This is a genomic window from Streptomyces sp. HmicA12 (genome assembly GCF_000373565.1).
Lineage (GTDB): Bacteria > Actinomycetota > Actinomycetes > Streptomycetales > Streptomycetaceae > Streptomyces.
Genome location: NZ_KB891803.1, coordinates 56,204 through 76,822 on the forward strand (window position 1 = coordinate 56,204; position 20,619 = coordinate 76,822).

Below are 20,619 nucleotides of genomic sequence, written 5' to 3' on the forward strand. Positions count from 1 at the left end.
CCGTGTTACCAAGACCCATGCCCGTACCGACTTCCGCCCGCGCCGACGTGGTCATCGTCGGCGGCGGCCACAACGCCCTGGTCGCCGCCGCCTACCTGGCCCGAGCAGGCCGCACCGTCACCGTCCTCGAACGCCTCGCCACCACCGGCGGCGCGGCCGTCTCCACCCGCCCCTTCGCCGGCGTGGACGCCCGCCTCTCCCGCTACTCCTACCTGGTCAGCCTGCTGCCCAGGAAGATCGTGCACGACCTGGACCTCGACTTCGCCGTCCGCCCCCGCACCGTCTCCTCGTACACCCCCACCGTGCGCGAAGGCCGCGCCACGGGCCTCCTGGTCGGCGGCGGAGACGACCGGACCCGCGCCTCCTTCGCCCGGCTCACCGGCGGCGACCGCGAGTACGAGGCATGGACCCGCTTCTACGAGACGACCCGCCGCGCGGCCGAACGGATCTTCCCCACTCTCACCGAGCCCCTTCCCACCCGGGCGGAACTGCGCACCCGCCTCGACGACGAAGCGGCCTGGCGGCTGCTGTTCGAGGAGCCCATCGGCGTCGGCATCGAGGAACACTTCGACGACGACCTGGTGCGCGGCGTCGTCCTGACCGACGCGCTCATCGGCACGTTCGCCGACGCCCACGATCCGGAACTCGCCCAGAACCGCTGCTTCCTCTACCACGTCATCGGCGGTGGCACGGGCGACTGGGACGTGCCCGTCGGCGGCATGGGCGCCCTCACGGACGCGCTCGCCGCCGCGGCCCGCGCGGCCGGAGCCGACCTGCGCACCGGCCACGACGTCACCGGGATCGAGACCGACGGGCGGACCGCCGAGGTCACCTACCGGACCGGCGACACCGAAGGCACGATCGCCGCCCGCCACGTCCTCGTGAACGCCTCACCCGAGCACCTGGCCCGCCTCCTCGGCGACACCCCGCCCGCCCCGGCGGAGGGCGCCCAGCTCAAGGTCAACATGCTGCTGAAGCGGCTGCCGCGCCTGAAGGACACCTCCGTCGACCCGCGCGAGGCGTTCGCCGGGACGTTCCATGTCGCCGAGGGATACGGTCAGTTGGCGGCCGTCCACGCCGAGGCCGCCGGCGGCGCGCTGCCCGAGGCCCCGCCCTGCGAGATCTACTGCCACTCGCTCACCGACCCGAGCATCCTCGCCCCCGACCTCGTCGAGCGCGGCTACCAGACCCTCACCCTGTTCGGCCTGCACACCCCGGCCCGGCTGTTCACCGCCGACAACGACGCGGCCCGCGCCGCCCTCCTCAAGGCCACCCTCGCCCAGCTCGACGCCCACCTCGCCGAACCCCTGGCGGACTGCCTCGCCGAGGACGCCGACGGCCGCCCCTGCATCGAGGCGAAGACCCCCCTCGACCTGGAACAGGACCTGCGGCTGCCCGGCGGCAACATCTTCCACCGCGCGCTCTCCTTCCCGTACACGCAAGAAGGCACGGGACCGTGGGGCGTCGAGACGGCGCACGCCAACGTCCTGCTGTGCGGCGCGGGCGCCGTCCGCGGCGGCGGGGTCAGCGGCATCCCCGGGCACAACGCCGCCATGGCGGTGCTGCGCCACTGAGAGCCACCGGCCCCGCTGCCTCCGCCCCGGCTCAGGCCGCGAACACACCCCGCAGCGCGGCGATCTTGCGCGGCAGGTCGTACTCGGCGCCTCCCTCGTGCCCGTTGTACGGGAACACCTCGATGGAGGCGGGACCGGCATAGCGGTGATAGGCGGCGAAGACCGTGGACGAAGGACACACCTTGTCCATCAGGCCGACCGAGAACCATGCCGGGCTCGTCGCCCGCGCCGCGAAGTTGACCCCGTCGAAGTACGACAGCGTCTCCATCGCCGCCTCGATCCCGAACCGGTGCCCCGAAAGGAACCGGGCGATCTCCGCGTACGGCCCGGCGTCGGTGATCTGCGAGGCGCGCCGGAAGTGACACAGGAAGGGGACGTCCGCCACGGTCGCCGCCACGTCGTCACGCAGCCCGGAGACGGCGAGCGCCAGGCCGCCGCCCTGGCTGCCGCCGAGCACCGCGACCCTCGACGCGTCGACGGCCTCGTGCTCCCTGACGGCGTCGACGGCTCGCACCGCGTCGGTGATCAGCCGCCGGTAGTAGTGCCGGTGCGGGTCCTCGATGCCGCGGGTCAGGAAGCCGGGCGACGACGAGCCATGTCCCTCCGGCGCGATGTCCGGGGTGTCGGCGACGTTCTTGCCGCCGCCGCCCTGGCCCCGGTTGTCCACCACCAGGTGCGCGTGGCCGAGCGCGCTCCACGTCAGCCACGCGTACGGGATGCCGCGGCCGCCGTTGTAGCCGATGTACTGGACGACGGCGGGCAGCGGACCCGTGCGGGCGCGCGGCAGCAGCAGCCACGCCTTCACCGGCTGCCCGCCCCAGCCGTTGAACGTCACGTCGTACACGTCCACCGTCGCGAGGCCCGTCTCGTACGGCACGAAGCGGGTTTCCAGCGGATGCCGGGCGGCGTCGTCGAGCGTCTTGCGCCAGAACGCGTCGAAGTCGGCGGGCTCCTCCGGCTCGGGGCGGTACTCCCGCAGCCGGTCGAGCGGCATGTCGAACAGCAAGGTCAGCTCCTCGAAGGGGGACGGGAAAGAGTCAGGGTCACGGTGGCGCCGTTCCGGCCGGCCGTGTCGACGGTGATCCGGGTCCCGGCGGCGGCGCGCGCGACGGTGACGCCCGGGTCGGCCCGGTGCACGTCGAACCCCCGCAGATCGAGATCGAGCACGATCCGCTCGCGCAGCTGCGTCGGGTCGCTCACCGCGACGTCGACGCGGCCGTCGCGCGGACGGACCAGAACCGATGCGGGGCCGTCCGCGGCGAGTTCACCGGCGCGCCCCGCCGCCCAGAAGTTCGCCGCGAGCAGCCCGTCCGCGGCCCGCCGCACGGCGTGCACCGTCTCCGACTCGGCGACGGCACGCACGGGCGGGGCGAGCGCGCAGCGCCGGGTCCGCTCGGCGGAGGCGCCGGGCAGCTGCAGCCAGCAGTAACCGGCCCCGGACGGAGCCGCGCCGTGGTCCTGCCACAGCGTCAGGTACGGGCGGGTGACCGGGGTGTCCGTGCCGTACTTGGTGTTGATCTCGCGCCAGGTGGCGGTGCGCTGCTCGCGCAGGGCGCGGACGGCGGTGGGGCGCGCGAAGACATAGCCGCCGGTGCCCGCCAGATGCACGCTGCGCACCCCGGTGAGGTCGCCGCCGGGCGAGGCCACCCCGTCGACGGTCAACTCGGCGTCCGCATCGCGGAGTTTGCGGTTCTCGACGACGGTCTCCACGACACCCGCGTTCGCCGTGATGCCCGAGCCGACGTGCACGATCACGTCGTCCAGGCAGAACCAGCTCTTGAGGGCCCGCAGCGAACTCCCGTAGGCCCGCAGGTCCATGCCGTACGCGCCGAGCGTCGTCCCGGGCAGCGCGGCGCCGCCCGCCCAGTCGGCGGCGCTCGTGGTGCGCTGGCCCGCCGCGTCCGCGGGGCGGGCGGCGACGACGGTGGTGCCGGGCAGCCGCAGCGGATCGACGGTCGGCCAGTAGTCCTCGCTGTAGTGGCCGAGGTCGTCGTCGTACAGCAGGACCATGCCGTCCGAGAGGTGCCAGCCGTGCAGGTTCTCGTTCTGGATGGACTCGTAGTTGTAGATCCGGCTCGAGTAGGCCGAGATGCCGAGCGTGAAGGCGGGCCGATGATGCATCGCCTTGTCCATGCGCGGAAATTGACGATGCGTCACCAAAGTGCCGCGCGGTGCGGTGTCGGAGGCGAGCAGGCGCTGCGCCGCCGCGAGCGAGGCCAGATCCGTCACGTCGAGGAAGTCGCGGTAGGTGTCCTCGGTGATCCACTGCTTGACCAGTGCGGTGAACCGGTCGGTGTCCGCCGCCGGGAGGCCGGGCAGCAGCCGCAGCACCGCCTCGATCACCGTCTGCGCCGCCACGTGCCCCTGTTTGCTGGCGCGGGCGACCTCCCGGCCGCACACCCCCGCCTGGACGTCGCCCCGGACGATCAGCGGGTCGAAGCCGTCGGTCACCCAGTGCCGCACGTTGGCCACGTCGGCGTCGGTGACCTGCCAGTCGGTGGCGTCCAGGAGATGCAGCAGCCGGGAAAGGCTGCCCAACAGCTCCTTTCCGTAGCCGCCGTTGTAGGGGTGCTTGTAGTGCTGGAGGAACGAGCCGTCCGAGTAGAAGCCCTCACCGGTGCCTTCTCCGGTGCCCGAGCCGGCGTCCTGGAAGGCGAGCACACTGTTCGCGCCGCCGCCCGAGACGTCCGACAGCGCGTCGCGCACCCGCACGAGGTCGGCGCCGTCGCCGCGCAGCACCGCGCCGACGGCGACGACCGTGCAGATCCACACACGGTTGGCGCCCGTCGCGATCTGCCGGTCGGCGCGCCACAGGTTCGGATCGGGCGTGTAGTGGCGCACGGCGTCCGTGATCCGCGTCAGACGGTCCGTGCCGAGGGCCTCGTACAGCAGCACGGCCGTGTCGTTGAGAGCCTGGGCGCAGCCGATCTCCCAGTCCCAGTCGTTGTCGAACCGCTCGTGACCGGGCCCGTAGCGGTGCTCCAGCATCCAGTCGATGCCCCGATCGAGCAGGTCGGCCAGGGTCGCGTCACCGTACTGGCTCGTGCCGGGCACGGCCCACGCGGTGGCGAGGGTGGCGAGCCGTTTGAACGAGGTGGTGACGTGGTTCGACACGCTCGTGCTGGTCAGGTCGGGCCACAGGCCGTCGGTGCGGGACGGGTCGAGGCCCTTCGCCGCGCTCACCGCCGCCCGGTCGACGCGCGAGATCGCCGCGGCGATCCGTGGTTCGGTGGTGTCGAGTCCGGTTCCGCCGGTCAGCAGGGTGTGCCAACGGGCGCGCAGGAGCGCCGTGCCGTCGTCGGCGCGGGCCGTGCCGAGGAGTGGCGTCGGCAGCGCGAGGGCGGCGAGGGCCGCGCCGGTGCCGGCGAGGACGGTGCGGCGGGTGGCGGTCACGAGGCGGCCCCGGCCGAGCACAGGGCCGTCGGGTCGTGGTCGGCGCCGTACGTGCCGACCGAGTCCCCACCCGTGTTGCCGCTCATCGTGTTGCTGCACACCGGGCCCTGGGGGGTGCGCATGACCTTGACGCCGCCGCCCGCGTTGCCGGTGATCGTGTTGCCGTAGACCTGCGTGTCCGTGCCGTCGGTGGCCGTGTCGCCGCCGAGCCTGACGCCCGCGCCGGTGTTGTCGTGGATCGTGTTGTACCGGAAGATGTTGCCGCTCCCGCGGGCGTCGAGCCCGGCCGAGCTGGGGTCGCGCTGCTGCGAACAGTCGTTGTACTCCACGTAGTTGTTGGTGGAGTTCTCCTTCACGTCGACGCATTCGTTGCCGCGTGTGGTGATCGCGTTGTGGTGGATCCGGTTGTTGCGGCTGACGTCCGGAGCCGCGTCGGGCGCCCCGTTCGCGCCCTGCTGCTCGGGCGCCGTGCCGAGGTAGATGCCCTCGCCGTTCTTGCCGCCCCCGCCGAACCGGAAGTCGGCCACCCCGCAGTCGCTGATGGTGTTGTCCGAGATGTCGGCGCCGGTCACGAGGTAGCGCAGGCGCAGGCACTCGTCGGCCGCGTTCTTGAGGGTCATGTGCGTGACGCGCAGTCCGTTCACGCCGTTGCCGGGCGTGGTGCTCATGACGTAGACGAGCTTGAGCCGGTACCCGGACACGTCGTCCGACGCCCCGTGCAGTCCGTCGACGGTGAACCCGTCGAGCACGGTCCCGTCGTGCTGCACCTGGACGATCCGGGCGTCGCCCGCCCCCTTGACGACGGCGGTCGAGGGACCGGTCAGCGTGACGTTCTCGCGGCGCGTCACGACGTCCTGCCGGTACGTGCCCGAGGCCAGGTGCACGACGGAGCCGGCCGGGGCCAGGTCGAGGGCGCGCTGGATCGTGGCGAGCGGCGCGCCCGACGACGTACCGGAGTTGGTGTCGCTGCCGGTCGGTGCGACGTAGTACGCGGATGCCGCCACGGCCGACGGGGTGGGCAGGGCGAGCACGGCCGGGACGGCGAGCGCGGCCACCAGGGCGGTGCGCACGGCGGTGGAGCGGGTGCGTCTCACGAGGAGGTCCCTTCTGGTTGCGGTGCGGCGAAGTGCAGGGCGAGCAGGACGGGCACGCTCGGCCCGAACAGCAGCGGGCCGAGCGGCACGGGCAGGGTGAGCACGACGGCGGACACGGCCGCGCCGAGCAGCGCCGTGCCACGGGCCGGTGACGCGAAGGCGAGCGCCAGAGCCCGGCGGTGCCAGGTGCTCACGTCGTCGTCGGGGGCGAGGGCGGCGTGGGCCGCCAGTGCGGTGCAGTGGACGAACAGACACGCGCCGAGCCCGGCCTGCGCGGCCAGCAGCACGAACGCGTAAGGGCTCGAACGGCCGCTGAGGAACGCGCAGTTGGCCACCAGGATCAGCGTCGCCGCGGCGGTCGGCGCGCTGTGCCGCCACAGGGCCCGCCAGTAGCGCGGGAAGGCCGCGAACGTCCCGGTGAACGACCGGGTGTCGCCGTCGGACCGCCACGCGCGCAGCGCGAACGCGAGGGCGGCCAGCGCCGGCAGCCACGTGACCACACCGAGCGCGAGCAGTGTGAACGCGGCGCCCGCGGCGGCCGGTTGGGCCACGTACTCCAGCATTCCGAGGAGCCGGCCGCGCCGGGCCGACGGCAGAGTGACCGGCACCGTCACGGCGTCATCACCGCCTCGAGCGGTCCCGTGAGCGGCTGGTCCGACCGTCGGACAGGCTGCCCGCCGAGCTCCACCCGGCGGGCCCCGACGACGTACGGCGCACGCCCCGGAGCCAGGAGAACGGCCACGGCGTCGGCCACGACCTCGGGCGTCTCGATGCGTCCGTCCGGGGACAGCAGCACCGTCTCGGTCCCCTCGGGGGTGTCGAAGGCGACGCCACCCGGCACCGCCCGCGCCGTCGGTGCCGCACCGCCCGGCTCGATCGTGGTGAGGAACCGGGCCCGCCGCCGTGCGGGCGTCGTCACCCGCAGGGTGTGCAGGGTTCGGGTGATGCTCAACTCCGGTGTGCTGGACGTGGGGTTGGCGGCGATCGGGGTGGGCTCCGACGTCACGTGCGCGTCGTCGGGGGTGAGGCGGCGCAGCCAGGCCCGCGCGGATCCGGCACGGATCAGCCGGTCCCGTGCGTCGCCGGACGCGGTGGTCGGGCCGTCCGTCTGGAGCAGGAACGTCCACTCCCGCGGGGCGTCGGCCTCCGCCTCGTCGAGCAGCACGAGCCGGCCCGAGGGGGTGCACACCAGCGTCCGGTCCAGGCGGCACACGCCCAGCTCCGGCGGATACATGGCGCCGATCTCGGCGGTGCCGTGCGCCCAGCCGCCGTCGGCCAGTACGTCACGCATGCGCGCCCGGTGCTCCTGGGGCAGGTCCTCGTACACGTGGTAGCGGTCCTCGCCCGCGAAACCGTGCCCGTCGACCAGCAGCAGGCTGTGGTGAGCCGCCCGCTTGCGGTTGCTGTAGCCCTCGTCGACCGCCAGGAACGCGCCCTGCGACACGAGCACGAACGAGCCCGCGTCCGGATGGTGGTGCCCGGCGCTGAGCGTCTCCCAGCCCCGCTCGGCGCGGTGCCCGGCCGAGGCCTCCCACGCCTTGTGCCCGCCGCCCGGCGCGGCCTTGAAGGACACGAACGTCGCCGCCGCGTCCCATCCGGTGCGGGCCGTCAGCAGCCCGAGATCGGGGAAGTACGCGTGCGTGCGCTCCGGCGGCTCGGGCCGCACCGACGGGTCGTACCACAGGTGATCGAGGTACGCCTCGGCCCGGATCCCGGGCCGCACGCCGCTCAACTCGGCCTCACCGGTGAAGAGTTCGCGCTCCACCAGGTCGGCGAGCCACTGGGCCTCGCCGATGCCGAACCGGGACGCCAGCCGCCGGTACAGCGCCGTGCTGTGGCCGCTGCGCCGGTCGTGGCAGTCGCCGTGCCCGGTCTGCTCGGCGAAACCGGGCGCCGACTGATGCAGCCGGAAGTCGAAGGTGTGCGCCATGAACCCGCCCCGGTCCCACCAGTCCAGGCCCTCGCACTCCTCCAGCAGGTCGAGGTGGATCGCCAGCCACGGCACCCCGTACCGCCAGTACACGACCCCTTCGGCGTGCGAGCCGTCCGCCGGCAGCAGGTCGAGGACCCGGCCCAGGTTGTCCTTGGCGCGCGCGGTCCACTCCTCGCGGCCCAGGACGTAACCGGCCGTGGCCAGGCCCGCGTAACAGATCCAGTTGTGGTTCTGCCAGTACGACGACGACCACCAGCGGCCCTCCGTCGCGACCGCGAACTCGTACAACCGCCGCCCCTGGACGAGGAGTTTGTAGCGCAGCAGGTCCGCGAGGTCGGGGGAGAGGTCGTCGCCCAGCCAGCGCAGGGCGAGGGGCAGGCCGTGCAGCAGCCAGCCCGCGTCCAGGTCGTGGTCGGGCATGTGGGCGCGGCCCCAGTGCGGCAGGCGCACCGCCGCCGCGATCCAGCGCTCGGCCTCCGCCAGATGCGTCCGGTCGCCGGTCACCCGGTAGGCGAGCGCAGGGTTGGCGGCGGCCGGGCCCAGCCAGGTGATGCTGGCCAGAGGATGCCGGGTGGGCGGGACCAGGGCGCGGTGGCGCCCGGCCTCGTCGAGCAGTCGGCGCTCCTGATGCGGGCGCGGTCCCGCGGGGGGTGTCGCGGACAGCAGCATCTCAGGCCCCCGTCCCGTGCACGGCCGACGAACCGTCGGCGAAGCGCACCTCGACGCCGTCCGTGGTGAGCCGGACACCCGTCACGGCCGGACCCCGCGATGCCGCCTGGTACACCGAGGCGAGGACGAGACGCGTGCCGTGTGCCGTGAAGTCCACCCAGGCACGTGCCAGTTGAGGGTCGTCGGCCGGTCCGGGGCCCGGCCGCGTCACCGGGCGCAGTGGCACCGACGCCGTGTGCCAGCCGTGCAGCACCTCGTCGTCGCCGTACCAGGTGGTGCGCACCGGACCGGCCGGCTGCACCTCCACGTCGAGGCCGACGCCGGGCCGCAACTGCGCGGTCAGCGCGCGCTCCCCGCTGCCCTCGCCGTCCTCCACGCTCACCGTCAGAACGTCGACGAGGTGGCAGGCGCCCGCCCCGACCCGGCGCACCGCACGCACACCGTCGTACGCAGCCGTCACCTCGGCCGTGACCGACGTCGCGTCCCGTGCGATGAGCCGGCCCGCGCACTCGGCCTGCTCGGCGCCGTCCACCCGGAAAGCGGGGTGCGCGGCGCTGCCCGCGTAGTGGTCGCGGAACTCGGCGTGAGCATAAGGAACTTGGCCGGGATCCGGCTGCCAGCAGGCGTTGCGGCCGTACAGCGACAGAGCGAGCTTGTCCCGGTGGCCGTGCGAACCGCCGTGCGGCCCGAAGGCCAGGGTGGCGTGCACACCGGCCGCTCGCAGGATCGCGTATCCGGCGTCCTCGAAGACCGTGAGGGAGTCCGCCGCCCCGCTGCCCGTCCGCAGGGGCGGGCCCGTGAACCAGCCGCCCGCCGTGGCGTCGAGGCCGTCGTCCGCGTCACCCGCCTCGGCGCGGGCCCGCGCGGTGATCGCCGCCAGCCGGGCCGTCGGCGCGAACTGCTCCGCCAGCGCGCACAGTTCGAGCCACTCCAGCGCCAGCGGGACGCGCCGGTACGGGCCGTCGTTCAGCGCGGGCAGCACCCCGCCGTCCGTGGCAAGGGCTGCGAGCACGTCGACCATCCCGACGAGACGCGCGGCGACGTCCGCCGGGAGCGCCGCCGGATCCGTGCCGCGCAGGGCGAGCAGCGCCGCCCGCAGCACGAAGCCGTGGTAGTACGTGCTGCCCTCCCACTGCCAGCCGTCGTCGCCGACGCACGCCCGCAGATGCGCGTACAGGCCGTGCGGGCCGTCGAGCCACTGCTTCGCGCCGTCCCAGGGCGTCCCGCGCACCGCCGCCGCGGCCCGGCCGGCCGCGACTCCCGCCGCCGTCAGCCACGTCGTGTAGTTGGAGGCGAGGTCGCCGCGGTCGATCAGGACGTGCCGGGCGTCGAGCGCGGCCCGCTCCAGCTCGTCGAGCAGCGGCAACAGGGCCTCGGTGCCGGACGCGCCGCGGTCCGCGAGGGTCCACACCGCATGGGCGACGTTCACCGCCCAGATCGCGTCGGTCAGCGCCTGGTGGAACAGCCGCCCGCGCAGCATCCACGGCTGCGCCCCGTCGTGCCCCTCGGCCGCCAACTCCCGGTAGAGGTCGGCGTATTCGGTCAGCAACCGCACCGCCTCGGCGTCGTCGCCACGCTCGGCCAGGACCCGGATGCGGCGCGCCCACGCCTGGTGCGCGAGGACCGTCCACGCGCCGCGCACCGCCGGGGAGTCGACCCGGCAGCCGCGGGCACAAAGCGCGCCGGCCTCCGGGAAACGGCCCGAGAGCGGGTCGCCGTGGTCGAGCTCCAGGCCGTGCGCCGGGCAGACGTGGGCGTGCCACCAGCCGCCGCGCTCGCGCGGGATCCGCCTCACCGGGGCCATACGCCACCGTCGATGTCCAGCGTCGTACCGGTGAGGAACCCGGCGGCCGGAGAGGCGAGGTGGACGACCGACGCCGCCACGTCCTCGGGCGTGCCCGGGCGGCCTACCGGAATGCCCGCCGCCATGGCCTCCTGCGCCTGCGGCGCCGTGAACGTGTCGTGGAACGCCGTGCCCTTGATGAAGCCCGGCGCGACCGCGTTCACCGTGACACCCGAGGCCGCGACCTCCTTGGCCAGGGCCTTCGTGAAGCCGCGGATACCGGCCTTCGCGGCGGCGTACGCCACCGAGCCCGGGCCGCCGCCGTTGTGCGCGGCGAGAGAGGACATGGTGACGATGCGCCCGGCGGACGACTCGGCGAGATGCGGCAGGGCCGCGCGGCACGTACGGAACGTGGACGTCAGATTCGCGTCGATCACCCGGTCGAAGTGCTCGTCGCTCATCTCGGCGACCGTGGCCCGGCCGATCAGATGGCCCGCGTTGCACACGAGGACGTCGAGTCCGCCGAGGAACCCGGTCGCCTCCGCCACCAGCCGGTCGACCTCGGCGGTCACCGTGACATCGGCGTGGAAGGCCTTGGCACGGCGGCCGAGCGCCTCGATCTCGGCGACGGTCTTCCCCGCCTCCTCGGCCGAGCTGCGGTAGTGGACGGCGACGTCGCAGCCCGCCTCGGCGAGCGCGACGGCGATGGCCCGGCCGATGCCGTGGCCCGCGCCGGTCACGAGCGCACGGGAACCCTGAAGAACACTGGACATGCGGAACCTTTCACAGAACCTATGAAGCGGAGAGGGGGATCACTTGAGGCCGGTGTGCGCGAACCCCTGGACGAAATAGCGCTGGCCGACGAGGAACAGCAGCACCATCGGGAGCGTGGCGAGCGTCGTACCGGCCATCAGGAAGTGCCACTGCGTGCCGTTCTCCGTCTTGAAGACGGACAGGCCGACCTGGATGACCCGCAGACTGTCGGTGCGCGTCACGAGCAGGGGCCACAGGAAGTTGTTCCACGACGACTCGAAGGTCAGCAGGGCGACCGTGGTCAGGGCCGGCTTGACCTGCGGCGTCATGATCCGGGCGTAGATGCGGAACTCGCCGAGCCCGTCGAGCCGCGCCGCCTCCTCCAGTTCCACCGGCAGATCCAGATAGAACTGGCGGAACAGGAACACCGCGAACGGGGTGACTGCCCCCGGCACGATCAGCGCCCACCACGTGTCGAGCCAGCCGCTGCCGCCCTGCCCGAACAGGTCGTTGCCGCCCGCCAGCGGCATGAACCGCACGATCAGGAACTCCGGCAGGACCTTCGTGTAGGTCGGGATCATCAGCGCCGCGACGAAGCAGTAGAAGAGGAACTCCGAGCCGCGGAACCGGATGCGGGCCAGCGCGTACCCGGCCATCGACGCGAACACCACGTTGAGCACGGTGTGGCTCAGCGCGATGACGAAACTGTTGCGGGCGTACGTGGCGAACGGCGCGGCCTCGAAGGCGTCCACGTAGTTCCCGAAGTCCCAGTGCGCGGGCAGCAGGCCGGTGTGCGCGGACGCGATCTCCTGCGGTGTCTTGAGCGAGGTGACGACCATCCACAGGAACGGCACCACCATCAGCAGCGACACCACGGCGAGCGTCACGTACAGGGCGACCCGGCCCGGCGTCGGAGGGCGGCGGATGTCAGTCGTGGCCACGGGTGCCTCCCATGATGCGCCGGTTGACCAGGGTGAACCCCATGAGGAGCACGAACAGCACCAGCGACTGGGCGCAGGCGTAGCCCACGCGGAACTCGCGGAACGCCGACTTGTAGATCTCGTACGTCATCATCGTCGTGGAGCCCGCCGGGCCGCCGTCGGTGAGGATGTAGATCTGGTCGAAGGACTGGAACGCGCCGATCAGCGAGGTGATCAGGACGAAGAAGGTGGCGGGCTTGAGCAGCGGCAGCGTGATCGAGAAGAACTGCCGCACGCGCGACGCCCCGTCGACCGAGGCCGCCTCGTACAGGTCCTTCGGAAGGTTCTGCAGCGCGGCCAGGTAGATCAGCATCTTCATGCCGATGCCCTGCCAGATCCCGACGAGGATCACCGACGGCATGGCCCAGGACGTGGAGGCCAGCCAGGCGGGCCCCTCGATGCCGACGAGGCCGAGGAGCGTGTTGAACAGGCCGTTGCGCGGGTTGTAGATCCACAGCCACACCAGGGCGATCGCCACCGTCGCGGTCACCTGGGGGAGGAAGATCGCGGTGCGGAAGACGCCCCGCGCCCGCAGCCCGGTGTGCAGCGCGAGTGCGAGCAGCAGCCCCAGCGCCATGCCGAACGGGACCGTGAAGAACGTATAGATGACGGTGTTGACGATCGACTTGCGGAACACGTCGTCGCTCAGCATGTCCCGGAAGTTGTCCAGGCCCACGAACCGGGGCGCGGACAGCACGTCGTACGAGGTGAACGCCAGATACACGGCGGCGACGACCGGCAGCCCGATCCACAGCGTCGCGTGCAGCAGCGCCGGTGCCACCATCAGCAGTCCGGCCCTGCGGCGCCGGGCGCCGGGACCCTTGCGGTGCGCGGGCGGTGGAGGCGGCGGTGGATCGACGGTCGCGGCCGGCGGCCGCGTCTTGAGGACGGAGACGGCTCCCATGGCGGCGGCCCCTCAGATCCGGGAGATGGCCGACTCGGCCAGCTCACCGAGCTCGGCGATGGCGGACGCCGCGGACTTGCCGCCCACGATCGCGGGTTCGAGGGTCGGCTTGATCTTCTCGCGGATCTCCATCCAGGCGGGCGTCCCGCCCTCGGCGCAGGCCTTGTCCAGATTGCGCACGGAGAAGTCGACCAGTTCGTTGCCCTTCACGTACGACGACGAGCGCAGCTTCGTGATGCCGGGCACCGTCGCCCGCTGCTTCGCGGCGGCCAGGACGTTGTCCGGGGCGGCGAGGTGGGCGACCAACGCCTGTGCGGCCGAAGCGTGTTGACTACGGGCCGACCGGCACACCAGGGTGCCGCCGGTCAGCATCGCGGGCTTGCGGCCGCGCAGCACGAACGCGCCGATCAGGTCCTTCTCGATGAGTTCGGGGCTCTGCTCCTGGAGCTGCTTCCACAGGCCGCTGCCGGTCATCATCATCGACGCCTTGCCGAGCTGGAGGTTCGTCGCGGCGCCCGCGTCGGCCTCGGTCTTCTTCGTGTAGTCCGCCGAGCCGTCCTTCTGCAGATCCTTGAAGAACTGGAGCGCCTCCACGCCACGGGCACCCGTGAACGCGGGCTTCTTCCCGTCGGCGCTGAACAGGGTGGCGCCGTTGGCGTACAGGAACGTCTCCCAGCACTGCCGCAGATCGATGGAGAACGGGTCCATGCCCATGCGGTCGCCCTTGGTCAACTCCTTCGCCATGGCGCGCAGTTCGGCGAGGTTCGCCGGGGGCTTCTTGATACCGGCGGCCGCGAAGTGGTCCTTGCGGTAGGCGACCAGGCGGGTCGCCATCACCGTCGGCAGGGCGTACAGCTTGCCTTCGTAACGGGAGGGTTCGAGGACCCGGTCCTCGTAGTCGTACTTGGCCGCGAGGGACTCGGGCAGCTCGGCCAGCACCTTCTTCGCCGCGAACGGCGGGATCCAGCCCACGCCCATCATCAGCACGTCCGGCAGCAGTCCACCGGCCAGCGCGGTCGTGATCTTCTCGTTGAGCTGCGTGTACGTCGTGTAGTCGACCCTGACGGTCACGTCCGGGTACTGCTTGCGGAAGTCCTTGAGGATCTTCCCCTCCAGGAGCTGCTTGCCGTCCGCCCCCTCGTAGATGGGGGTGAGCAGCGATATCTCCCCCTTGGCCGGACCGTCGGCCGAGCCGCCCGCGTCGGATCCTGCGGCGCAGCCGGTGAGCGCCGCCGCCGTGCCGGCGCCGAGCGCGGCCAGCAGCGATCGTCTCGTGAGTTCCATGGGACACCCCTTAAGAGGCGAGGAAGCAAGATGGTCGAGAGGTGCACCGATGCAGTGAACGGTGCGACGGCCTGCGATGGAGTTGAGCTGATCGAAGGCGAGTTGAGGGGCCCGGTGTGGGGCGAGGCCTTTGGTAAATCGATGCAGTGACTGTAGGAACGGCTTTCGCGAGGCGTCAACCGCCCGTGCACAAGAATCTTTCCGAGCTTTTACGGCCCAATGCCGCCGGAGGGAAGTTCACTTGGGGTCGCCGAAGTGATGTTGCTCATCCAGTAAATCGGTACACTGCTGCGTACAGTGACGTGACGAGCCGGAGGTGGCACGGCGTTGACCGGGATAACGATCCATCAAGTCGCCCAGGCGGCAGGGGTGTCGGCGAGCACGGTGTCGAACGTCCTCAACGGACGCACGGACCGCATGCAGCCCGCGACCCTCGCCCGCGTGGAGCAGGTCATCGAGACGCTCGGCTACCGGCCCAACCGGGCCGCCCGCATGCTGCGCACCGGCCGCATCCGCGTCATCGGCCTGATCGTCCCGTCCGTCGCGAACCCCTTCTGGGGTTCACTGGCGCGGGAGTTGGAGGCGATCGCGCTCGCCGAGGGCTACCACGTGCTGCTCTGCAACAGCGAGCGCGATCCGGCGCGGGAGCTCAAGTACGGCGAGGAACTCCTCGCGGACGGGGTCAGCGGCGTCGTCCTGTGCTCCTCGCTGCCCACGCTCGACCATGTGGCGCCGCTGCTCAAGCGCGGTCTGAAGATGGTCGCGTTCGACCGCGCGGCCCAGTCGGGCGACCCGGCGTCGCTGTCCAGCATCAGCGTCGACAACGCGATGGGCGCCGAGCTCGCCACCCGCCATCTGCTCGAACTCGGGCACCGAAGACTGGCGTTCGTCTCCGGCTCGGTCAGCAGTGTCAACCGGCGCGAGAGACTGCGGGGTTTCCGCGCCGCGCTGGAGGAGGCGGGGGTCGACCCGGCCTCCGCGGTGGTCTGGCCGGGCGCCGCCACCAGCGAGTTCGGCGACAAGGAGTCCGCGGAACTCGGCCGGTCGGCGGCCCGGGAGCTGCTCGCCGCGCCCGAGCCGCCCACCGGCTTCGTCGCCATCAACGACATGTGCGCGATCGGGATCTGCCGGGGCGCCCGGGACGCCGGCGTCAGCGCGGGCCACGAGGTCTCCGTGGTCGGCTTCGACGACATCCTGCTCGCCGAGCTCTTCGAGCCGCCCCTGACCACGGTCCGCCAGCCGCTCCCGGAGATGGCCGCCGAGACCTTCCAGCAGCTGCGCTCCCGCATCGAGACGTCGTCGGGCGCGGGCCGCTCGCTGCTCATCAGGCCCCGCCTGGTCGTGCGCGAGTCGACCGCGCCCGCGCCGACCGGGCGGCCGTGACGAGGTTCAGTCCTCGGACGCCGCCCAGCCCACCGCCTCGATCCGGGACGAGTCGGCCGGACGGGCCTCGTCGAAGACGACCCCGTGACCGTCGGTGACCCGCACTCCGTCCACGTAGACCCCGCGCCCCACGTACAGCTGGTCCGTCGTGTACCGCCACCGCACGCGCGTGGACGCCGCCTCGAAACCGCCGAGGTCCGCGTCGAGGCGGTGCCAGGTGCGGCCCGCGTAGCCGTCCGCGGTACCCGCCGGGTGCTCGTCGTCCCGGTCCGTGGTGAAGGGGAGCGGCTTCCAGGTCGAGCCGCCGTCCGTCGACGCCTCCAGGGAGAGGAAGTCGGAGTGCGGTTCGGTGTCCCACCACAGCGCGCAGGTCAGCCGGGCGTCCGCCGAGGTCAGACGCAGGTCCGGCAGGGTCAGCGTCGCCGTGGTGGCATTCGCCGTGCCGGAGAACCAGGCCGTACGCCCGTGCGCGGGACGCACCGCGACGGCGCGCGCCATGTTGGTGCCCGCGGCGACCCGGGGAGCGGAGCCGGATCGCCAATTGCGTACCGGGTGCACGGAGTTGCCGAGCACGATGAGGAAGGAGTCGGTCGTCGGGTCGAGCACGATCGAGGTGCCGGTGAAGCCGGTGTGCCCCGCGGTGCGCGGGGTCGCCATCGCGCCCATGTACCAGTGCTGGTAGAGCTCGAAGCCGAGGCCGTGCTCGTCGCCGGGGAACGCCTGGTTGAAGTCGGTGAACATCAGGTCGACCGACTTCTGGGACAGGATGCGGGCCTTGCCGTACACGCCGCCGTTGAGCAGGGTGCGGCCGAGGACCGCCAGGTCCCAGGCGGTGGAGAAGACCCCCGCGTGGCCCGCGACGCCGCCGAGTCCGTACGCGTTCTCGTCGTGCACCTCGCCCCACACCAGCCCGCGGTCCAGGCCCGACCACGGCGCGCGGGCGTCCTCGGTCGCGGCGACCTTCGGCTTCCAGGAGGCGGGCGGGTTGTAGCGGGTGCGGGTCATGCCCAGCGGGCCGGTGATCCGCTCCCGCAGCAGCACGTCGAGGGTCTTGCCGGTGAGCTTCTCCAGGACGAGCTGGAGGGAGATCAGGTTGAGGTCCGAGTAGAGGTACGTCGTGCCCGGCGGGTTGAGCAGCGCCTCGTTCCAGATGAGCCGGATCTGGCCCTCGCGCGTCGACTCCTTGTACAGCGGGATCCAGGAGCGGAAACCCGAGGTGTGCGTCAACAGTTGACGGATGGTCACGTCCTGCTTGCCCGCGCCCGCGAAGTCCGGAAGGTACGAGGCGACCTTCGCCTCGAGCTCCAGCGCGCCGTGCTCGATCTCCTGCACGGCGAGGATCGACGTGAACAGCTTGGAGACCGATGCCAGGTCGAAGACCGTGTCATCGGCCATGTCGATCTGCTGGTCCGCCGGGAACTCGATCCCCGTGTCCGTCGTGTCGTCGTAGCGCGCGTAGCGCACCGCCTTGCCGATCGGCTGATGCAGCGCCACCGTGCCGCCCCGCCCCGCGAGCAGCACCGCCCCGGCGTACCACGGGTGCTTGGGGCCTCCGGGAGAGGTGACGAGGAACTTCTCGGCGTCCGCGACCAGCTGGCGCAGATGGCCCGCGAGCAGGCCCGCGCGCTCGGGGGAGCCGTGGCGCAAGGTGGGGCGGGCCGAACGCTGCCCGGCGGCTGCGGGGCCCGCGGGGAACGTGGCGAGGGCGAGCGCGCCGCCCAGCGCGAAGGTGGCTGCGCCCAACTGACGCCGGGTGAGGCCGGTGCGGTCCCGGCCCGATCTGTCCGCTGCTCCGCCTGTACCGGTCATCAACGGGGCCCTCCTGAAAGTATCTTTCGGGATCTATAGCGACGGGTGAAAGATTCATGTCAAGACTGCCCCGTGTCAACCACCCGGACCCGGTGCCCACCTCGTGAAGAATCTGACGCTGCATCAGAAAACCCCTTCCGTCGGCCGGTTGGCTGCGGCATCCTGCGCCCATGCAGACGGAGCTGAGCAAGAAACTGGGGATCGAGCACGCCGTCTTCGGCTTCACGCCGTTCCCTGCGGTGGCCGCGGCCATCAGCAGGGCAGGAGGCTTCGGCGTGCTCGGCGCGGTCCGCTACACGGCACCCGACGAACTCAAACGCGACCTGGACTGGCTGCACGCGCACGCCGACGGGAAGCCGTACGGGCTCGACGTCGTCATGCCCGCCAAGAAGGTCGAGGGCGTCACCGAGGCCGACGTCGAGGCGATGATCCCGGAGAGCCACCGGCAGTTCGTGACGGAGACCCTCGCCAAGCACGCCGTGCCCGAGCTGTCGGAGGGGGAGGCCTCCGGCTGGCGCATCACCGGCTGGATGGAACAGGTCGCCCGCAACCAGCTGGACGTCGCCTTCGACTACCCGATCAAACTCCTCGCCAACGCGCTCGGCTCACCCCCGGCCGACGTCATCGCCCGCGCCCACCGGCACGACGTCCTCGTCGCGGCGCTCGCGGGCAGCGCCCGGCACGCCCGCAAGCACGCCGACGCCGGCATCGACATCGTCGTCGCCCAGGGGTACGAGGCCGGCGGCCACACCGGCGAGATCGCCTCCATGGTGCTCACGCCCGAAGCCGTCGAGGCCGTCGACCCAATCCCGGTCCTCGCCGCGGGCGGCATCGGCAGCGGACAGCAGGTCGCCGCCGCGTTCGCGCTCGGCGCGCAGGGGGTGTGGCTCGGCTCGGTGTGGCTGACGACCACCGAGGCGGACATGCACTCACCGGCGCTCACCCGCAAGCTCCTCGCCGCGGGCTCCGGCGACACGGTGCGCTCGCGCGCGCTGACCGGGAAACCCGCGCGTCAGCTGCGCACGCAGTGGACCGACGCCTGGGACGACCCCGCCGGGCCCGGCACCCTGCCGATGCCGCTGCAGGGACTGCTCGTCGCCGAGGCGGTGTCCCGCATCCAGAAGTACGAGGTGGAGCCCCTGCTCGGCACTCCCGTGGGGCAGATCGTGGGCCGCATGAACGAGGAGCGCAGCGTACAGGCCGTCTTCGACGACCTGACCCGCGGCTTCGAGAAGGCCATCGACAGGATCAACCGGATCGCGGGTCGCTGACGCCCGCTCGTCCGCCGGGTGCGGTGGTCGAGCGGCCGCGGGCCGGTGGGGCTTCTCGCGCAGTTCCCCGCGCCCCTGACAGCGAGCTCCGCTCGCATCAGGGGCGCGGGGAACTGCGCGAGAAGCCACGACGACACCCGCACACGCCGACGGGACAGCCCCCGGCAGACGCGACAGCGAACCGCTCGCAGAAGGGAACGCACGCATGCCCGACCAGACCCCCCCGAACGGCTTCTGGGCCCAAGCCGCGGCGGAGCCGAACCGCACCGTACTGATCGCCCCCGACGGCGAGGAATGGACCGCGGGCCGCCTCCACGCCGCCGCGAACCAGATGGTGCACGGCCTGCGCGCGGCCGGGCTGCGGCGCGGAGACGCGTTCGCCGTCGTCCTCCCCAACGGCGTCGAGTTCTTCACCGCCTACCTCGCCGCCTCCCAGGCCGGCTTCTACCTCGTCCCGGTCAACCACCACCTCGTGGGCCCGGAGATCGCGTGGATCGTCTCCGACTCCGGCGCGAAGGTGCTGATCGCCCACGAGCGCTTCGCGGAACAGGCGCGCGCCGCCGCCGACGAGGCGAAGCTCCCGGACACCCACCGCTACGCCGTGGGCGCGGTGGACACGTTCCGCCCGTACGTCGAACTCCTCGATGGACAGGACGAGTCGGCCCCCGCCGAGCGGACCCTCGGCTGGGTCATGAACTACACGTCCGGCACGACGGGCCGCCCGCGCGGCATCCGCCGCCCGCTGCAGAACAAGCTCCCCGAGGAGGCGTACCTCGGCGGATTCCTCGGCATCTTCGGCGTCAAGCCGTTCGACGACAACGTGCACCTCGTCTGCTCGCCGCTGTACCACACGGCCGTGCTCCAGTTCGCGGGCGCCGCACTGAACATCGGGCACCCGGTGATCCTCATGGACAAGTGGACACCCGAGGAGATGCTCCGCCTCATCGACACGTACAAGTGCACCCACACACACATGGTGCCGACCCAGTTCCACCGTCTGCTCGCGCTGCCGCAGGAGGTCAAGGACCGCTACGACGTGACATCGATGCGGCACGCGATCCACGGCGCCGCGCCCTGCCCGGACCACGTCAAACGGGCCATGATCGACTGGTGGGGCACCTGCGTCGAGGAGTACTACGCGGCGAGCGAGGGCGGCGGCTCGTTCGCCACCGCCGAGGACTGGCTGAAGAAGCCGGGTACGGTCGGAAAGGCCTGGCCCATCAGCGAGTTGGCCGTCTTCGACGACGACGGGAACCGGCTGCCCGCCGGTGAACTCGGCACCGTCTACATGCAGATGAAGACCGGTGGATTCTCGTACCACAAGGACGAGAACAAGACGAAGAAGAACCGCATCGGCGACTTCTTCACCGTCGGCGACCTCGGGGTCCTCGACGAGGACGGGTACCTCTTCCTGCGTGACCGCAAGATCGACATGATCATCTCGGGCGGCGTCAACATCTACCCCGCCGAGATCGAGTCCGCGCTCCTGACCCACCCCGCCGTCGCCGACGCGGCCGCCTTCGGCATCCCGCACGACGACTGGGGCGAGGAGGTCAAGGCGGTCGTCGAGGTCGCCGAGGGACGCGTCGGTGACGCGGCGCTCGCCGCCGAGATCCTCGCCCACTGCGAAAGCCAACTCGCGGGCTACAAAAGGCCCAGGAGCGTCGACTTCATCGAGACGATGCCCCGCGACCCCAACGGCAAGCTGTACAAGCGGCGACTGCGCGACCCGTACTGGGAGGGGCGCACCCGGGCGGTGTGACACCACCCGGACACGCCCCTCCACACC

At 71.9% G+C, this 20,619-nt stretch carries 15 protein-coding genes; 4 read left to right on the forward strand and 11 right to left on the reverse strand.

The genetic code is table 11. The features are described from left to right. The first annotated feature begins 17 nt into the window (after positions 1–17). Complete coding sequence (locus tag B072_RS0112360; protein WP_018530260.1) at positions 18–1,574, forward strand: phytoene desaturase family protein; 1,557 nt, start codon at positions 18–20, stop codon at positions 1,572–1,574. Positions 1,575–1,605: 31 nt separating this feature from the next. On the opposite strand, the gene B072_RS0112365 is transcribed toward B072_RS0112360, so the two are convergent. The 10 genes from B072_RS0112365 to B072_RS0112410 are packed head-to-tail and all read right to left on the reverse strand — an operon-like array spanning position 1,606 to position 14,367. After that, complete coding sequence (locus B072_RS0112365) at positions 1,606–2,580, reverse strand: acetylxylan esterase (RefSeq protein ID WP_018530261.1); 975 nt, start codon at positions 2,578–2,580, stop codon at positions 1,606–1,608. 2 nt (positions 2,581–2,582) lie between these two features. Further along, positions 2,583–4,967 carry a polysaccharide lyase 8 family protein gene (locus B072_RS0112370; protein ID WP_234018843.1) on the reverse strand — a complete coding sequence of 795 codons (2,385 nt, stop codon included), beginning with the start codon at positions 4,965–4,967 and terminating at the stop codon, positions 2,583–2,585. Beyond that, positions 4,964–6,061 carry a DUF1565 domain-containing protein gene (locus B072_RS0112375; RefSeq protein WP_018530263.1) on the reverse strand — a complete coding sequence of 366 codons (1,098 nt, stop codon included), beginning with the start codon at positions 6,059–6,061 and terminating at the stop codon, positions 4,964–4,966. The genes B072_RS0112370 and B072_RS0112375 overlap by 4 nt, the downstream gene beginning before the upstream one ends. Next, on the reverse strand, positions 6,058–6,675 hold the full coding sequence (locus B072_RS0112380; protein ID WP_018530264.1) for a hypothetical protein: 618 nt from the start codon (positions 6,673–6,675) through the stop codon (positions 6,058–6,060). The genes B072_RS0112375 and B072_RS0112380 overlap by 4 nt, the downstream gene beginning before the upstream one ends. Continuing rightward, complete coding sequence (locus tag B072_RS0112385) at positions 6,672–8,663, reverse strand: hypothetical protein (protein WP_018530265.1); 1,992 nt, start codon at positions 8,661–8,663, stop codon at positions 6,672–6,674. Before B072_RS0112385 ends, B072_RS0112380 begins: the two co-directional genes overlap by 4 nt. A 1-nt stretch (position 8,664) precedes the next feature. After that, entirely contained in the window at positions 8,665–10,467 is a 1,803-nt protein-coding gene (locus B072_RS0112390) for a heparinase II/III domain-containing protein (protein WP_018530266.1), read from the reverse strand. After that, a complete protein-coding gene (locus tag B072_RS0112395) occupies positions 10,455–11,219 on the reverse strand; it encodes an SDR family NAD(P)-dependent oxidoreductase (RefSeq protein ID WP_018530267.1) in 765 nt (254 codons plus the stop codon). The genes B072_RS0112390 and B072_RS0112395 overlap by 13 nt, the downstream gene beginning before the upstream one ends. A gap of 39 nt (positions 11,220–11,258) precedes the next feature. Beyond that, positions 11,259–12,140 carry a carbohydrate ABC transporter permease gene (locus B072_RS0112400; protein WP_018530268.1) on the reverse strand — a complete coding sequence of 294 codons (882 nt, stop codon included), beginning with the start codon at positions 12,138–12,140 and terminating at the stop codon, positions 11,259–11,261. After that, on the reverse strand, positions 12,127–13,083 hold the full coding sequence (locus tag B072_RS0112405; protein ID WP_018530269.1) for a carbohydrate ABC transporter permease: 957 nt from the start codon (positions 13,081–13,083) through the stop codon (positions 12,127–12,129). The genes B072_RS0112400 and B072_RS0112405 overlap by 14 nt, the downstream gene beginning before the upstream one ends. Positions 13,084–13,095: 12 nt before the next feature. Further along, positions 13,096–14,367, reverse strand: a complete 1,272-nt coding sequence (locus B072_RS0112410) for an extracellular solute-binding protein (RefSeq protein ID WP_018530270.1) — start codon at positions 14,365–14,367, stop codon at positions 13,096–13,098. 327 nt (positions 14,368–14,694) lie between these two features. Here B072_RS0112410 and B072_RS0112420 point away from each other — a divergent pair, with 327 nt between their 5' ends. Next, positions 14,695–15,750: a LacI family DNA-binding transcriptional regulator gene (locus B072_RS0112420; protein WP_026245748.1), complete on the forward strand. Its 1,056-nt coding sequence runs from the start codon at positions 14,695–14,697 to the stop codon at positions 15,748–15,750. Positions 15,751–15,756: 6 nt separating this feature from the next. Here B072_RS0112420 and B072_RS0112425 read toward each other — a convergent pair whose 3' ends face one another. Further along, positions 15,757–17,559, reverse strand: coding sequence for a serine hydrolase (locus tag B072_RS0112425; protein WP_018530272.1), 1,803 nt, complete (start codon positions 17,557–17,559; stop codon positions 15,757–15,759). Between the two features lie 170 nt (positions 17,560–17,729). Between B072_RS0112425 and B072_RS0112430 the strand changes: the two genes are divergently transcribed. Both B072_RS0112430 and B072_RS0112435 read left to right on the forward strand, forming a co-directional pair. Beyond that, positions 17,730–18,830, forward strand: coding sequence for an NAD(P)H-dependent flavin oxidoreductase (locus B072_RS0112430; protein ID WP_018530273.1), 1,101 nt, complete (start codon positions 17,730–17,732; stop codon positions 18,828–18,830). 205 nt (positions 18,831–19,035) lie between these two features. Continuing rightward, complete coding sequence (locus B072_RS0112435) at positions 19,036–20,592, forward strand: acyl-CoA synthetase (protein ID WP_018530274.1); 1,557 nt, start codon at positions 19,036–19,038, stop codon at positions 20,590–20,592. The last annotated feature ends 27 nt before the right edge of the window (positions 20,593–20,619 follow it).

Bases quoted from the DNA above. Each gene is read 5' to 3' on its own strand.
- B072_RS0112360 (WP_018530260.1), top strand. From the start codon at position 18: ATGCCCGTACCGACTTCCGCCCGCGCCGACGTGGTCATCGTCGGCGGC.
- B072_RS0112385 (WP_018530265.1), bottom strand. From the start codon at position 8,663: ATGCTGCTGTCCGCGACACCCCCCGCGGGACCGCGCCCGCATCAGGAG.
- B072_RS0112390 (WP_018530266.1), bottom strand. From the start codon at position 10,467: ATGGCCCCGGTGAGGCGGATCCCGCGCGAGCGCGGCGGCTGGTGGCAC.
- B072_RS0112395 (WP_018530267.1), bottom strand. From the start codon at position 11,219: ATGTCCAGTGTTCTTCAGGGTTCCCGTGCGCTCGTGACCGGCGCGGGC.
- B072_RS0112405 (WP_018530269.1), bottom strand. From the start codon at position 13,083: ATGGGAGCCGTCTCCGTCCTCAAGACGCGGCCGCCGGCCGCGACCGTC.
- B072_RS0112410 (WP_018530270.1), bottom strand. From the start codon at position 14,367: ATGGAACTCACGAGACGATCGCTGCTGGCCGCGCTCGGCGCCGGCACG.
- B072_RS0112425 (WP_018530272.1), bottom strand. From the start codon at position 17,559: ATGACCGGTACAGGCGGAGCAGCGGACAGATCGGGCCGGGACCGCACC.
- B072_RS0112430 (WP_018530273.1), top strand. From the start codon at position 17,730: ATGCAGACGGAGCTGAGCAAGAAACTGGGGATCGAGCACGCCGTCTTC.
- B072_RS0112435 (WP_018530274.1), top strand. From the start codon at position 19,036: ATGCCCGACCAGACCCCCCCGAACGGCTTCTGGGCCCAAGCCGCGGCG.